This is a genomic window from Pseudoalteromonas sp. Scap06 (assembly GCF_013394165.1).
In the GTDB taxonomy this organism is placed as follows: Bacteria; Pseudomonadota; Gammaproteobacteria; order Enterobacterales; family Alteromonadaceae; genus Pseudoalteromonas.
Genome location: NZ_CP041330.1, coordinates 827,432 through 842,440 on the forward strand (window position 1 = coordinate 827,432; position 15,009 = coordinate 842,440).

At 39.4% G+C, this 15,009-nt stretch carries 14 protein-coding genes; 10 read left to right on the top strand and 4 right to left on the bottom strand.

Annotated elements, in window-relative coordinates:
- Positions 1-124: 124 nt before the first annotated feature.
- Genes FLM47_RS03760 through FLM47_RS03770 form a run of 3 tightly spaced genes read left to right on the top strand, consistent with a single transcriptional unit; the run spans position 125 to position 3,086 of the window.
- Positions 125-2,566 carry a YdbH domain-containing protein gene (locus tag FLM47_RS03760; RefSeq protein WP_178955269.1) on the top strand — a complete coding sequence of 814 codons (2,442 nt, stop codon included), beginning with the start codon at positions 125-127 and terminating at the stop codon, positions 2,564-2,566.
- Positions 2,559-2,741 carry a YnbE family lipoprotein gene (locus FLM47_RS03765; RefSeq protein WP_008115575.1) on the top strand — a complete coding sequence of 61 codons (183 nt, stop codon included), beginning with the start codon at positions 2,559-2,561 and terminating at the stop codon, positions 2,739-2,741. Before FLM47_RS03760 ends, FLM47_RS03765 begins: the two co-directional genes overlap by 8 nt.
- A 9-nt stretch (positions 2,742-2,750) precedes the next feature.
- Entirely contained in the window at positions 2,751-3,086 is a 336-nt protein-coding gene (locus FLM47_RS03770) for a YdbL family protein (RefSeq protein ID WP_008115577.1), read from the top strand.
- 32 nt (positions 3,087-3,118) lie between these two features.
- Here FLM47_RS03770 and FLM47_RS03775 read toward each other — a convergent pair whose 3' ends face one another.
- The gene (locus FLM47_RS03775) at positions 3,119-3,667 is read right to left on the bottom strand and encodes a DUF1415 domain-containing protein (RefSeq protein ID WP_178955271.1); all 549 of its coding nucleotides are present in this window, start codon (positions 3,665-3,667) and stop codon (positions 3,119-3,121) included.
- A complete protein-coding gene (gene waaA / locus FLM47_RS03780; RefSeq protein WP_178955273.1) occupies positions 3,664-4,944 on the bottom strand; it encodes a lipid IV(A) 3-deoxy-D-manno-octulosonic acid transferase in 1,281 nt (426 codons plus the stop codon). Before waaA ends, FLM47_RS03775 begins: the two co-directional genes overlap by 4 nt.
- A 235-nt stretch (positions 4,945-5,179) precedes the next feature.
- Between waaA and FLM47_RS03785 the strand changes: the two genes are divergently transcribed.
- Both FLM47_RS03785 and hldE read left to right on the top strand, forming a co-directional pair.
- Positions 5,180-5,770, top strand: coding sequence for an SIS domain-containing protein (locus tag FLM47_RS03785; RefSeq protein WP_008115583.1), 591 nt, complete (start codon positions 5,180-5,182; stop codon positions 5,768-5,770).
- The gene (gene hldE, locus FLM47_RS03790) at positions 5,770-7,209 is read left to right on the top strand and encodes a bifunctional D-glycero-beta-D-manno-heptose-7-phosphate kinase/D-glycero-beta-D-manno-heptose 1-phosphate adenylyltransferase HldE (protein WP_138594062.1); all 1,440 of its coding nucleotides are present in this window, start codon (positions 5,770-5,772) and stop codon (positions 7,207-7,209) included. The genes FLM47_RS03785 and hldE overlap by 1 nt, the downstream gene beginning before the upstream one ends.
- A 63-nt stretch (positions 7,210-7,272) precedes the next feature.
- Here the strand turns inward: hldE and FLM47_RS03795 are convergent, their stop codons facing one another.
- Entirely contained in the window at positions 7,273-8,820 is a 1,548-nt protein-coding gene (locus tag FLM47_RS03795; RefSeq protein WP_178955275.1) for a capsule assembly Wzi family protein, read from the bottom strand.
- A 190-nt stretch (positions 8,821-9,010) separates the two neighbouring features.
- Here FLM47_RS03795 and FLM47_RS03800 point away from each other — a divergent pair, with 190 nt between their 5' ends.
- The gene (locus FLM47_RS03800; protein ID WP_178955277.1) at positions 9,011-10,084 is read left to right on the top strand and encodes a glycosyltransferase family 1 protein; all 1,074 of its coding nucleotides are present in this window, start codon (positions 9,011-9,013) and stop codon (positions 10,082-10,084) included.
- A complete protein-coding gene (locus tag FLM47_RS03805; RefSeq protein WP_178955279.1) occupies positions 10,081-11,166 on the top strand; it encodes a glycosyltransferase in 1,086 nt (361 codons plus the stop codon). Before FLM47_RS03800 ends, FLM47_RS03805 begins: the two co-directional genes overlap by 4 nt.
- On the opposite strand, the gene FLM47_RS03810 is transcribed toward FLM47_RS03805, so the two are convergent.
- Positions 11,163-11,891 (bottom strand): 3-deoxy-D-manno-octulosonic acid kinase, encoded by a 729-nt coding sequence (locus FLM47_RS03810; protein WP_178955281.1) that lies wholly within the window; start codon positions 11,889-11,891, stop codon positions 11,163-11,165. The two genes, FLM47_RS03805 and FLM47_RS03810, sit on opposite strands and share 4 nt — an antisense overlap.
- Before the next feature lie 123 nt (positions 11,892-12,014).
- Between FLM47_RS03810 and FLM47_RS03815 the strand changes: the two genes are divergently transcribed.
- From FLM47_RS03815 to FLM47_RS03825, 3 genes are all read left to right on the top strand, one after another.
- A complete protein-coding gene (locus FLM47_RS03815) occupies positions 12,015-13,076 on the top strand; it encodes a glycosyltransferase family 9 protein (RefSeq protein ID WP_178955283.1) in 1,062 nt (353 codons plus the stop codon).
- Positions 13,073-13,642 carry a D-glycero-beta-D-manno-heptose 1,7-bisphosphate 7-phosphatase gene (gene gmhB, locus FLM47_RS03820; protein ID WP_178955285.1) on the top strand — a complete coding sequence of 190 codons (570 nt, stop codon included), beginning with the start codon at positions 13,073-13,075 and terminating at the stop codon, positions 13,640-13,642. Before FLM47_RS03815 ends, gmhB begins: the two co-directional genes overlap by 4 nt.
- A gap of 163 nt (positions 13,643-13,805) precedes the next feature.
- Positions 13,806-15,002, top strand: coding sequence for a glycine C-acetyltransferase (locus tag FLM47_RS03825; protein ID WP_178955287.1), 1,197 nt, complete (start codon positions 13,806-13,808; stop codon positions 15,000-15,002).
- The last annotated feature ends 7 nt before the right edge of the window (positions 15,003-15,009 follow it).

Sequence of the window (15,009 nt, forward strand, 5' to 3'; positions counted from 1 at the left end):
TATACACGCTAGATTCATGATCTAGATGTAAGATAAAAAGGCTGCCTTGTGCAGCCTTTTTTGTTTAGACTGTTCAAGGTTCAAGGTTCAAGGTTCAAGGTTCAAGGTTCAAATTAAGGATAGTATGATCAAACGCATCGCATGGGGAATCGTGTTTTTATTTCTGAGTGTTCTAACACTGGGTTATGTATTTCGTATGCCTATAACTCAATGGGCTATAGCGCCATCTTTGAGCCAATCTGGCGTTGAATTACATTGTTTAGATTGGTCACTAAATGCAAATATTAGCTTAAACGTAAACCGGTTATGTTTGACTTACCAAGGCCATCAAATTGAGCTTGGTAGCATTGTGGCTGATACAAAAAAAATAACTGTTGGCCGCGCTAATCTTCGTTTAAATGATAGCGAGAGTGTCTCAGCAAGTAATAATTCCTTCAAAAAGCTGGCACTTAGTTTACCCAAAGAGCGGCCGAAAATTGATATCAAAAGATTGTTAATTACCCACCCACAACTTCATGATGAACTGGTAGTTAGCATTGGTGAAGAGAAGCTAAATACATTTGTGATTTCAGGTGATGCAATCGCAGAGGTAACAGTCAGCAATCATAAAATTACTGGTCACTTTAAGTTAGCTGATGGATTACTAACAAAGATAAAGCCGATACCCGCGCTTTCATTAAACAGTGGGCATGAGTTCACCTTTGATGGGTTATCCGTTGATATAAAATCAAACATAGATGCTGAGTTTACACAGCAATTTAGTAAATGCCCAGTAACGCTAAAGGCTTTTGGTGATATGAATATTTACTATCACTTTAACGATAAAAAAGCCTTGTTAAATACACAGCAATTAACCAGCTTGGTAACGTTTGATAGTGATTGTTTGACGCTTATAAGCAATCAATCACAGCGTGAATTTGTAGCCAAGCAGCTGCCGTTAAAATGGCAATTGATGCTCAGTGATACGGTAAAGTTTGAAAACGGACAACTTGTTATACCGTCAATGCTATTAAACACTAAAAATAGTGAAACGAAGCTGAGCCTGAAAAACCTAGCAATTAATGTTCAGCAGCCGTTAGAGTATGCCAAAGGCAATATTAAGTTATTGTTTATCAGCGAAGGTATTGAGCATATAGAAATAGATGCAGCTTTAAATAACTTGGCTGTGAATGGCAACTACCAATTAAACGTCGATGAGCTGCCTGGTTTTTTACCTGTATCAGCTAAAAAGGTAGCAAGCACAGGTCAATTTAAAATAGCGGATGTTTTACAACATAAAAAAAATGCGAAAATAACCAGCGAGATTGCTTTTGCTGAGCTTAGTTTTGATAAATTAACAGTAAAGGGCTACAAGGCACAGTTTACGACTGAGATTGACGATAAACAAAATATCAACGCAAGCTTGGATAGCCATTTACGCTCAGTGGCTTATGAGCAATACCAAGTGCGTGGTGTAAATAATCAATTATCAGCATCTTCTAGTTTGGCTGTTGGCGAATTATTTGTCGATTTAAACAGTGAAACTAAACTTACCCAACTTAACAGTGACTTTTTAAACCTAAGTAATATTCGCATAAGCTCTAAAGGCCTGCAAAGTCGGGCGCTTCAAGCCTCACATCATGTATTTATTGATGGTATTGAGTTGGTAGCCAGTCACCACATATCTGCTGTGGAACATCCATTTGAGATAACAGTTGCAGATCAAGCTGTGACTAAATTTAACCCTGTTTTACAGCAGTTTGAACCATTAGCCACGCTGACCGATGGTAGCTTTAATGGGGTTGTTCGCGGAGATGTTAATTTACAGCAGGCTGATTTTGCATTTCAAGTCGAACAGGTAAGTGGCTTATACAACGATTATTTAGCTAAGCATTTTAGCAGTCGCTTAACGGGTTCTTATGATTCAGGGCAGCTTAATGTGGCTCCTACTACATTTGAATTAAATGAGTTACGAGCAGGTGCTGTTGTGAGTAACATTGTCGGTAATTTTAGTGTTGAGAACTCTATTGCTCGCGCTGAAAAAATAACTGCTGATGTACTTGGTGGTCGTTTTGCTTTGGATAGCTACAAAGTGACGGAAAAAGCGCAGCAGTCTTTGGTCACATTTGAAAATATTGATGCGAGTAAACTTATTACCTTAGATGATAAATCAGGCATTACACTAACTGGTCGAGTGAATGGCCGCTTACCCGTTTACTTTGATCAACAAGGTATTTCGGTAAAATCTGGTGAATTATCTAACCAAGGAACAGGTAAACTAGTTATTACTGACAATGCAGCTTTTGATGCAGTTAAAGCTCAGCAACAAGAACTGGACCCGATTTTAAGCTTGTTGGAAGATTTAGACATTCAGAGCTTAAACAGTAGTGTTGACTTAAAGCCTGACGGTTGGCTTTATTTAGGTGTAAACTTAAAGGGATACAATAAGGAACAGGCGCAGCAAGTTAACTTTAATTACAACCATGAAGAAAATGTTTTTACACTCTTAAGAGCATTGCGCTTAAGTGATGAAATTACTCAAAAAGTTGAACAAGAGTATTCAACAAAAGGAACTAAAAATGACTAAATGGCTGATAATACTTACAGCACTGGGGTTGCTTAGTGCATGTACGCACCGCGTTGAAGTGGCAGCGAAAGAGCCTATCACCATTAATTTAAATGTGAAGGTTGATCATGAAATTCGCGTAAAAGTTGATAAAGAGCTAGATGACTTATTTAGCGATGACAGTGAGTTATTCTAAGGAGCAATTATGAGTTTATTAAAAAATAAAAAGTTAAACGTGATCACACTTTTAAGTGCCGCTTTATTGTCATTTTCTGCTTGGGCAATCAGTTTAGATGATGCTAAAAACCAAGGGCTTGTGGGTGAAGATAGCTCAGGTTATTTAGGTTTGGTTGTACAAAATGCAGAGGCTAAAGCGGTTGTTGATGAAATTAACGCAAAGCGCAAAGCACAATATTTAAAACTTGCGAAAAAGAACAACTTGTCACTTGCTCAAGTAGAAGCACTAGCGGCGGCAAAAACCATTGAAAAAACCCAAGCAGGGCATTTCGTTGAAGTTAATGGTGAGTGGGTTAAAAAATAACTCTGCGCATTATTAAAAACCAAAAACCGAGCTTATGCGCTCGGTTTTTTGCAATTTTCAAGTAGCTGCTGCCAAAAGTGAACTCCTTTACGGCGAGCTAAGTTGATATTGTGTTCAGGAATTGACTCCGGCTCGTTGTATTCATCTAGTGCCGCGCTCATACTTGCCTCACGTATTAAGTGTAAAGTAGGAAAAGGCGAGCGATTAGTATAATTTGCAGCGTCATCTTCATCACTATCAGCAAAAACATAGTCAGGATGAAAGTTTGCAATTTGGTACTTCCCCTCAAAACCTTGTGCAACTAATAGCGCATTGGCTAAGTCAACAAGGTCTAAAAAATCTTCAAAATCAGTAAAGCCATTATCAAATATTAACAAAGTTGTTTCACGCTGAGGATCACGGTCAAGCTGGGTACATTGTTCAAGCATATCCATAACAGCATCATCAATTTTTGAGGTGTTACTAATGGTGTAGTGAATGCAGTTATTTTCAACTTCTTTACGGGCAAATGGACAAAAATTGTATTTTACAATCACAGCGCTTACCCATTCACGGGTTTGAGATATAGCTAAGTTGGTCACGATTTTGGCTCTAAATAAGGAGTTATAATGGCAAGCGTTTTGGCAATAGCGCCTTGGTTTTTAGCAACACACTGAGCTGCTTTACTGCCAAGAATATCACACGCTTTGGTGTTTTTAATTAAGCGAAGCAATGCAAGCGCCAGTTCGTCAGTATTTTCAACCACATGGGCGCCTTTGAGTTTAATCAGTTCAGGGTAAACATGGTCAAAGTTGTAGGTATGAGGGCCGGTAAGTATACCCACTGAAAAAGCTGCCGACTCTAATGGGTTATGGCCACCACGACGAATTAAGCTGCCACCGATAAAGCTAATATTAGCGGCACCATATAGATATTGTAATTCACCTAATGTGTCGGCTAACACAACTTGTTCATTGTTATAATTTTTTTGACTGCGACGACTAAAGCTAAGATTAGAGTGAGTCAGTAGCTCTGCAACTTTATCAAACTGTTCGGGATGACGTGGCGCAATGATCAGCAAAGCGTCAGGGTGTGCTTCTAGTAGTTGTTGGTGGGCTACTAAAATAAACTCATGCTCTATAGGGTGTGTAGAACCTGCGACCCATATAAAGCGTTCTGCTTTTTTATAATATTGCTTTAAAGAGGCTACTTTATCGAGTTGTGCAGTGGTTGGGGTAATATCAAATTTTATTGATCCCGTTACATGGCTTTTTTCAGCAGGTAGCCCTAATTCAATAAAGCGATTTGCATCGGTTTTGTCGTGACTTGCAAGTGCGGTAATTGATTGCATGATACTGCGAGTTAGCTGGGCCACTTTTTCGTAGCCTTGCTGAGACTTTTCAGATAGTCGTGCATTAACTACCAATACAGGTATATTTTGTTTGTGCGCATTAGCCATTAAGTTCGGCCATAGTTCAGTTTCTAAAATACAGAGTAATTGCGGTTTTACTCGTTTTAAAAAGCGAGTGGTGGCCATTGGAAAATCAATGGGTAAATAACTAACAGCAACGCTGTTTTTAAATTGTGCGCTAACTTGCTCTCGTCCTGTTGGAGTATTGCAGGTAATTAAAATATTTAACTGCGGTTGTTCATGTTGTAGGGCTTTAATTAAAGGGGTTGCAGCTAACACCTCGCCCACAGAAGCACAATGAAATACAGCTGGTTTGTTGTTTGAAAATAAAGCGCGGCTTATGAAGCCAAAACGTTCCTTAAAGTGAGCGCGATATCCTGCGTTTTTTTTACCTCTTAGTACATATAAGTAAAATACAATCAGTGGGCTAATAATAATTAATGCGAGTGAATAAAAAATGCGTGCCATACTGTTGCTTTGTATAAATGAAAGTGGCGCTAGTTTAGCGTGAAATCGTTTTTATCTAAATACACAAATATAAAATAGCAACTTGAAAAAGGTAACAACGATAAAAACCTTCTTTATCTGAATAATAACTTTCTACCCGTACTTTAATTTAGTTATATAGAGGTGATTTGGCTATAAAATTATGGAATAATGAAATTAATTTTTCCTGCCATTTCAGTTCCAAGAGGAATATCTCATGTCAATTATAGATTCAGTGGCAACTAGCTACCTAGAAAGTTTAAATCGTCACCAAGTATTGTTCGAAACCATGGAGGCGTATCATCAAGAGGTAATGCAGTTGTTAGAAGCATGTCATAGTGCTTTACAGGCTGGTGGTAAGGTTGTTTGGTTTGGTAATGGCGGCAGTGCGGCTGATGCTCAGCATTTGGCTGCAGAGTTTGTGGTACGTTATAAGTTAGAGCGAGGACCGTTAGCGTCTATTGCTCTAACCACAGACACCTCTATTTTAACAGCGCATAGTAATGACTATCATTTTGACACAGTATTTGAACGCCAAGTACAGGCGCTATGTAAACCTGAAGATATTGTAATTGGCTTAACCACATCGGGCACCAGTAATAATATTAATTTAGCGTTAGAAGCCGCTAATAAAATAGGAGCATTCACTGTTGCATTTACAGGTCGCGATGGGGGGAAAGTAAAAGACATCGCCAAGTTACCTATTATTATTAAAAATGATGAAACAGCCCGTATCCAAGAGGCGCATATGTTTATCGGCCATTGGTTGTGTGAAGCCATGGATATGGTTGTTGCGGAGCAGCAGTAATGGATTTATCGCTATTAAAAAACTTATCAGCAGCGCGTATTTTAGTGGTTGGTGACGTTATGCTAGACCGCTACTGGTATGGTGATTCTGGCCGTATTTCGCCGGAGGCACCAGTACCCGTTGTAAAAGTCAGTAAATTTGAAGACAAAGCCGGTGGTGCCGCCAATGTGGCTAAAAATATAGCCCGACTAGATGGCAAAGTGGGTTTACTTGGCCTAATTGGCGAGGATGAAAGCGGACAAATTTTAGAAAACATTCTAGAGGGTGAAAAAATAAATTCACAGCTTGTGAGTGTATGCGATTTGCCGACTATTTCTAAAATGCGGGTGATCAGTCGTCATCAACAAGTTGTGCGTTTAGATTTAGAAGAGGCTTTTAATGAGTCTCATAGCCAGTTGTTATTAAATCGATTAGAGCTGGTGCTGAGTGATTACGACTTTATTGTATTTTCTGATTACAACAAGGGCTCACTCGCGCTAATCCAAAAAATGATTTCGGTTGCTAAAGATGCAGGTAAAACCGTGCTTGTTGACCCTAAATCATCTGATTTAGAGTTGTACCGTGGAGCTGATTACATAACCCCTAATTTAAATGAGTTTAAATTAGCGGGTGGTCAGGTTGGTTCAGAAGAGTTGCTTGCTAGCAGCGCGCGTACCCTGATTAGTGATGCGGGTATTAACGCCATGCTACTAACACGCTCAGAACAAGGTATGTCGCTAATTGATGCAACGCAAAAGCATGACTTTGCAGCGCAACAACTCGAAGTAAGTGATGTAACCGGTGCGGGCGATACTGTTATTGCTACATTAGCTGTAATGCTAGGTGCGGGTATGACCGCCAAAGATGCAGTCGAAATTGCAAACTTAGCAGCCGGTATTGCAGTAAGTAAATTGGGAGCGGCTACCGTTTCTCCTGAAGAGTTGAGCCGCAAGTTAGGCCAATACTTACAAGCCACTGGCGAGCATTATCAAACCCCATTTGATGATGTATTACAGCATATTGAATTTGCAAAGCAAAATGGTGAAACCATTGTATTTACTAATGGTTGTTTTGATATTTTGCATGCAGGCCATGTGCGCTATTTAGCACAAGCTAAAGCGCGAGGTGATAGATTAGTGGTTGGTTTAAATAACGATGAATCCATTGCCCGTTTAAAAGGTCCTGAGCGCCCAATTAACCCATTAGACGAGCGTGCTATGGTGCTAAGTGCGCTTGCCTCTGTTGATTGGGTTATTCCGTTTGGCAGTGAGGATGAAAATGACACACCGGCAAAGTTAATTGAACAAATTAGCCCAGATATTCTTGTTAAAGGTGGTGATTACACCGTTGAGCAAATTGCTGGTGCCGAGCATGTGTTGCGTCATGGCGGAAAAGTAGAAGTGCTTGAGTTTTTAGATGGTTGCTCTACATCAAAAGTGATTAGCAAAATTAAAAGCTAGCTAGTTAGTGAAATAAAAAAGGGGATAAACTTTGGTTTATCCCCTTTTTTAATGCTTGCAAAACTAAAAGTTATATTCGAACTTTGCAAATGCAGACGTATCGTTTTCTGCTCCATCGTTATTAGAGGCAAGTCCACCAAGGGTCAAGCGCCCCCCCATGGCAAGCATTCTGTAACGTACTTCAAGCTGTTTAGAGCTAAATGCTGTTTTGGTAATCGAGTTACCTAAATCAGGGTTATTTGGGTAACGGTCACGGTTGTCGCTGTTGTAGTCAATATCACGTAATTTTACTTGCCAGTCAGTTCCGCTTGAGAGTTGCCCAAGTACGGTTAACACTAGCGATTGTGAATCATTATCATAGGTAGAGCCGATAGGGCGACCATGGTAACGATACCCTGAATTATAAATACTGTGCTCATAGAAGCAGTTTTCAGTTGCTGATGTGGCAGAACACGCTACGCCGGTATCAGTGTATTCTAGGTTAAATAAAATATTCTGATTATAAATGCGAGTCGTGGTTTGTATTCCACCAAGATAGCCTCTGTCTACTGGCTTAATGCCGCCACTGGTATCTTCACCAATCGTGCTTGCATATACCGCATAAGGTTGATCAAACAAAGTGTCAGACCAACGAATATCAAAGCCCGCGAGTTGATTCCCCAAGCGAGTTATAAGCTCACCATCACAATCATTGGTACCATCAACACATTCACCTCCGCCGGTTATTAAATCAAAAAAGTCGCCTGCTGAACTGGGTTGTCCCTTGCCAGCCCATTGTGCTGACCAACTAAAGCCAATTTCTAATTGTTGAATTGGACGAAGATTTAAACGAGTACTCCATAATAATGCATCAGGTACAACTCGGGTTGATTCAAGCTTAGCCATTTGTGCTGTAAAGCTCCACTGACCAATCCAGCTAAGCCAAGGCGTTTCGAACGCGCTACTTTGTTCTCGGCTGAGGCTTATTGCGGGAAGTGGCTTTGAATTACCAGACATAATTAAGCTGTTATCAACACCTGGGCCCCAAAATTGCTCAACGGCACCTGCTCTTACAATCCAATTACCCATACGATAAGCTAAATAGCTGTCATCTAAAGAGGTATCATTACAGTCTGTTAGCACTTGCTCATTTTTGGCTATATCGTCAGTTGTTTTGCCATTGACTAAACAGTTTTTGCCATCACTGCGATGATTAAGCGCAACTTTAGCCGCAAAGTTATGTCCTAGATAAGCATAAGCTGCTGTTAATTCAGACTCTTGAGTATTTGTTGCCCCAAAGCTAGTAACGGCTAATGGATCTGAGTTGGCGGAAGCTGAAAGTTGTACACTATGAGAACCACTATTTTCTGACTTATAACGATGTTTCACACGCAATAACGCATCCTGCAGGCGAGGAGGTAATTGTTCTAACGTCGTATTATTTACATCATTAATAAAGCTTTTCCACATTAATGGATACGTTGTTACTGGCGCTAAAATAATGCCAGCATCGGCAAGCTGTTGTATATCAGCTCTAAGACCATAGTCATCAGGCTTTACCCAGGGTTCAGCATTCACGGTTGTGGTTACGGCACAAAAAAGCGAAGAAAGTATAAAAATTTTGTTTCGCAAAGCTCAGATCCTTGTGATTTATATTGCGGCTAAGTCTAGCAATCTACGCCCTTTATTGCAGTAATTAAATCAACTCATTAAACAAAGATTAGCTAAAAAATATTACTCCGGAACAGATTAAAACACTGTAGCTCTATCGTAAAAAAGATGGCGTTGATATACTCGCTGCAAAGGAAAAGCAGAGATAGTAATGAGCAACAAACGACTTTTATTTATTCCCGTGTCATCGCCAGAAGGTATTGGTGAATATATGCGCTCGTTACAGCTAGCTCAAACCTTAAAGGCTGAGTATGGCAAGCAGTTAGATATTCATTTTATTTTAAATAAACATACGGCTTATGCTAAAAACTGCCCATTCCCTACCTTATTGTTAAATCAATCGGCAACAAAAGAAAATACGCACGTATGTCAGTTTATTAAGCAATACAAACCAGATGCGGTGCTATTTGATTGTGCAGGACGCGCTGAGCAAATGAAAGCTGCAAAAAAAGTGGGTGCTAAAGTTGTTTTTATTTCACAGCATGCAAAAAAGCGAGCAAAAGGTTTAAAGCTTAATAGAGCGGGCCTTATTGATACTCATTGGGTGGTTCAGCCTGATTACTGTATCGACCCTCTTTCATGGTATGAAAAACTAAAGCTCAATATGGTGCCATTGGCATACCCTAAAAATGTAGGGCCATTTACTGTTTTTGCTTCAGAGCAACAAAAAAGTGATGTACTGACACGTTATAACTTACAAGAAAAAGAATTTTTTATTGTTAACGCGGGCTCTGGTGGGCATACAGTTAATGGCGTGAATTGCGCAGATTTATATTTTCAAGCAGGGCTTATTATTGCTAAGCAAACAGGCTTGAAAGGTGTTGTGGTATTTGGTCCTAATTACACTAAGTCGTTACCTAAAAGCGATGAGTTAATTTGTTTGCCAAGCCAAGAGGGGAGTGAATTTTTAGCCTTACTAAGTCAGGCTAAGGTGGCATTATTAAGCGCGGGCGATACTTTACTTCAAGCCATTGCTTTACAAACTCCAACGATAGCATGTGCTATTTCAAAAGATCAAAATGAGCGAGTTGTTCGTTGTGCGAGTACCGGTGTTGTTAAAGAGGCTAAGCTTGATATTTTAAATATTACCCAAAAAATAAAAGAGCTACTTTTTGAGCCAAATTATAATAATACAGTTAGCCAATACGAGTCGCTAGAAAATGTGCATAGCTTTGATGTTATAACCAAAGGAGTACAAGCGTTGTTAACAGGAAGTAAGCTATGAATATTGTTATTGTAATTGACTCCCTCGTTGGTGGTGGCGCTGAAAAAGTAATGCTTACTTTGGCGCAGGAAATGGTATCAAAAGCCCACAATGTGACTATTTTGTCATTGGCGCAAAATATTGAATATGACATTCCAAACACCTTATCTGTTGAAAGTTTATTTTCAGGTCGAGCAACAAAAGTTGATCGATTTTGGCAGATAAAAAAGAATGTTAAAGTATTAGAGACATGGTTTGAGCAAAAGTTACTTCAACTTGGTTCTATTGATTTAGTACTTTCTAATTTAGATCGTAGTAATAACTTATTAGCAAAAAGTAAAATAGAAAATATCCATTTTGTTGTTCATAACTCAGTTAATGCAGAGCTCTCTAGACAAAAAAAACTAGGTCCACTTTCATATATATATCTTAAAAAAAGCAAACAAAATTTAAATGGGAAGTCTTTGATCTGTGTTTCCAAAGGAGTTGAAGAAGAAATAAAGCAAGGCAACTTAATTAGTCCAAGTGCTATAACGACTATTTATAACCCATTCAACTTTAAAGAAATTTATGAGCAAGCTAATGAATCAAATATTAATATACCAGATACACCTTACTTGATTCATGTGGGGCGTTTAGCTAAACAAAAACGCCATGATATTTTATTTTCTGCATTTGCCAAATTAGATAAAAAATATAAATTGGTATTGTTATGTAACAAAAAAGAAAAGGCATTAAAGTTGGCTAAAGAATATGGTATCGAAAGTCGGCTTATTGTTCCGGGGTTTGTACAAAACCCATACAACTGGATAAATCAGGCGAAAGCTTTATTGTTAAGCTCAGACTTTGAAGGCTTTGGTAATGTGTTAGTCGAGGCTTTGGCTGTAGGAACACCAGTTGTCAGTACTGAGTGTCCTCATGGTCCAAGTGAAATACTTACAGGTGAGTTAAGCAAATATTTAGTACCAATAGGTCAAAGCGAAGAGCTTGCACTGGCAGTTAAGCAAGTGCTCGCAGATAACCCAAATGTAGGCAAAGCAGCTATTTTAGAAAAAGTGTGTGCCGATAGGGTAACAGAGCAATACTTAGCATTAGCAAACTAGTTTTTATTAGTTAACCCGTCACGATAGTGTTTATCTAAACGCTGCCAATCGTTTTGCTGCCAATGAAAGTTGCTATTGCGGCTTTGCTCTTTTAAAAAGGAGCGCTGTAAGCGAGACATGTTGCTTTGTTGCCATTTTTTATGGGGCACTTTTATTTCGCCACGGTCAAAGTCGATAATGTAAACATCACCAGAGTCATCAAATAAAATATTATTAATATTTAAATCAGCGTGATACACCCCTTTACTATGAAATTGGGCAATAGTTTGCGCTATTTTTTTTACCTCAGCTTCACTCAATGTGCGTTCAATTAGTATATCTAATATACTTTTAGCGTCGCTTACCGCTTCAGTAATAATATCACCTCGGTAAATAAAGCCATGTCGGCTCACTTTAGCTGCAATAGGCTTTGGTACATTTAAGCCTAACTCTATTAATCGAGTCATTAAGCTAAATTCTTGATAAACACGGGTATGCTCAAGTCCGAAGTATAAATATTGATCGCTGAGTAGTTTTCCTATTAGGCCGCCACGCCAATAATGGCGCAATACAGCTGTTAAATCTGCGTGTTTAAAAAACCAAGCAGTTGCACGCCCCTTTTTAGCGCCGACAATTTTTTGCTGTTGTTGCCAGAAATTGGGCTCAAACCAATCTAACTCTATTTCGGTGCTATATTGAGGATGGCTTAAAATGACATGGTTATTTTTGACGTGTTGATTAAACATAGCTCATAGGATTCGCTTAAATATGTGCACATATTAACGTGTTTTCAGGCTAAGGATAAGTACTTGCAATGACGCGATTATAATTTAAGATCGGGTTTTATTATTTTACCTCCAAGGAAACGTGTGACTTCAGCGCCTACTTACACATCTATTTGTATTTTACGTCTTTCTGCCATTGGTGATGTATGCCATGCAGTGAGTGCAGTACAAGCAATTCAAAAAGCGCATCCAAATGCTAAAATTACATGGGTGATAGGGAAGGTCGAGGCGATGCTGTTAGCAGATTTGCCTGGCGTTGAGCTTGTTGTATTTGATAAAAAACAAGGAAAAACGGCACTGAAACAGTTAAAGCAAACCTTCAAAGGGCAGTGTTTTGACGTACTACTTAATATGCAAGTGGCTTTAAGAGCTGGTTTTGTCGCTCGCTGTATTCCTGCCAAAGTTAAAATTGGTTTTGACTGGGCTCGTTCAAAAGAGCTGCATAGTTTATTTATTAATAAACGCATTAAAGCCCAATCTCAGGCGCATGTTTTAGAGGGATTTAAAGGCTTTGCTCAAACAATTGGTGTTGATGATTATGTCCCTGTTTGGAATATGCCCTATACCGACAAAGATCAAGCTAAAGCTGATGAGCTGTTAGGTGACGACTATTTATCAAATAAGTTATTTGTTATTTCGCCAGCGGCAAGTAAAGCACAGCGTAACTGGTTAGCCGAACGCTATGCCGTGCTTGCTGATTATGCCAATGCGCAAGGTTTTAAAGTAGTGCTAACCGGTGGGCCTACTGAACTTGAAATTAATTTAGCAAATAGCATCATTAAATACAGTGATTCACCCATTCTGAACTTGGTGGGTAAAACAAAACTCAAAGAATTATTGTGCGTACTTAAGCGTGCGGGTTTAGTACTTGCGCCCGATACAGGCCCAGCCCATATGGCGGTTACTGTTGGCACGCCTGTTATTGGTCTATATGCGCATTCAAACCCAGCGCGAACGGGGCCTTATTTATACCAAGATTACGTGGTTGAGGTTTATCACCAAAACTTATTAAAGCAAACAGGTAAAACCGCCGAGCAATTGCCTTGGGGTACTCGGGTTAAAGGCGATGATTTAATGAGTCAAATAACCACGGATACAGTAAAAGAAATGTTTGACCATGTTGTTAATAAAGAGTCGTTATTATGAATGATAAACACATAAATAAGGCGCTTTTTTTAGACCGTGATGGTGTAGTAAATGTTGATCATGGCTATGTATTTAAAAGCGAAGAGTTTGAATTTATAGATGGTGTGTTTTCAACGTGTAAAGCATTTTATGACGCGGGCTACAAAATAATTGTTGTAACGAACCAATCAGGGATTGGTCGAGGTTATTACTCAGAAGCCGATTTTTTTGCCCTTAACATATGGATGAAAGCGCAGTTTAGTCATCATCAAATTGAAATTACTGATGTTTATTTTTGTCCTCATCATCCTGAAAATGCATTACCAGCGTATTTAACAGATTGCGATTGCAGAAAGCCAGCGCCTGGTATGTTACTTCAAGGAATGAAAGATCATCATATCGACCCTGCACTGAGTGTGATGGTGGGGGACAAACGAGGTGATATGCAAGCTGCTATAAGCGCCAATATACGCACTAAAGTATTGGTACGTTCGGGGCAAACAGTTGATGAGCAAGCCGTAAAGTCTGCTGACTATGTTTGTGACTCAATCAAGGAACTTCCTGTTTTGCTTGCTGATCTCATTTAATATATATCTCATGCCTGTAAACTGGCAGCTTTTCCTGCCAATTAGCTAATTTGCGACGAATGACAAACAGTGCAATTTGGTGCTTAAACTTTTACAATACCCGCATTATAAATAGCAGCAACGCGTCTGCTGTTTAACCCGTTCAACCAAATGGAGATCACAGATGAGAGCATCTGCTTTTTTTAGCCAATTACAACAGCAAATCGAAGACGTTAAAGCTGAAGGTTTGTACAAAAATGAACGTGTTATCACTTCACAGCAGCAAGCTCAAATTGAAGTGGCATCAGGTGATAAAGTTATTAATTTTTGTGCTAACAACTACTTAGGTTTAGCTAACAGCCCAGAGCTAATTGCAGCTGCACAAAAAGGTTTAGATGACCATGGTTTCGGTGTGGCATCTGTGCGTTTCATTTGTGGCACACAAGATATTCATAAGACGCTTGAGAAAAAAATCAGTCAATTTTTAGAGACTGAGGACACCATTTTGTATTCATCATGTTTTGATGCGAATACAGGCTTGTTTGAAACTATTTTAGGTGCAGACGATGCGATTATTTCTGATTCATTAAACCATGCTTCTATTATTGATGGTGTTCGTTTATGTAAAGCAAAGCGTTTCCGTTATGCAAATAACGATATGGCAGATTTAGAAAAGCAATTAATTGCAGCCGATGAAGCCGGTGCTAAAACTAAACTAATTGCTACTGATGGCGTGTTCTCAATGGATGGCGTTATTTGTAATTTAGAAGCAGTGTGTGATTTAGCCGACAAATACGACGCACTCGTTATGGTTGATGACTCACATGCCGTTGGTTTTGTTGGCGAAAACGGTAAAGGTACACCTGAGTACTGTAATGTACTCGACCGTGTCGATATTATTACTGGCACCTTAGGTAAAGCGCTTGGTGGAGCTTCTGGTGGTTATACCTCAGGTAAAAAAGAAATTGTTGAGTGGCTTCGTCAGCGTTCTCGTCCTTACTTATTCTCAAATTCATTAGCGCCTTCAATTGTAACAGCGTCAATCAAAGTACTAGAAATGCTTGAAAATGGCGGTGAGCTTCGCGCTAAGCTATGGTCAAACGCTAAATACTTCCGCGAGCAAATGGAAACGGCAGGTTTTACCTGTGCAGGTAAAGATCATGCGATTATTCCAGTGATGCTAGGAGATGCCAAAGTAGCGTCACTTATGGCTGATAAGCTTTTGGCCGAAGGGATTTATGTAACTGGGTTCTCATTCCCTGTTGTACCAAAAGGTCAGGCGCGTATTCGTACCCAAATTTCTGCAGCGCACAGCAAGGAACAGCTTGATACAGCCATTGCAGCATTTACCCGTATTGGTAAAGAGATTGGTGTTATTTAATTTTCTT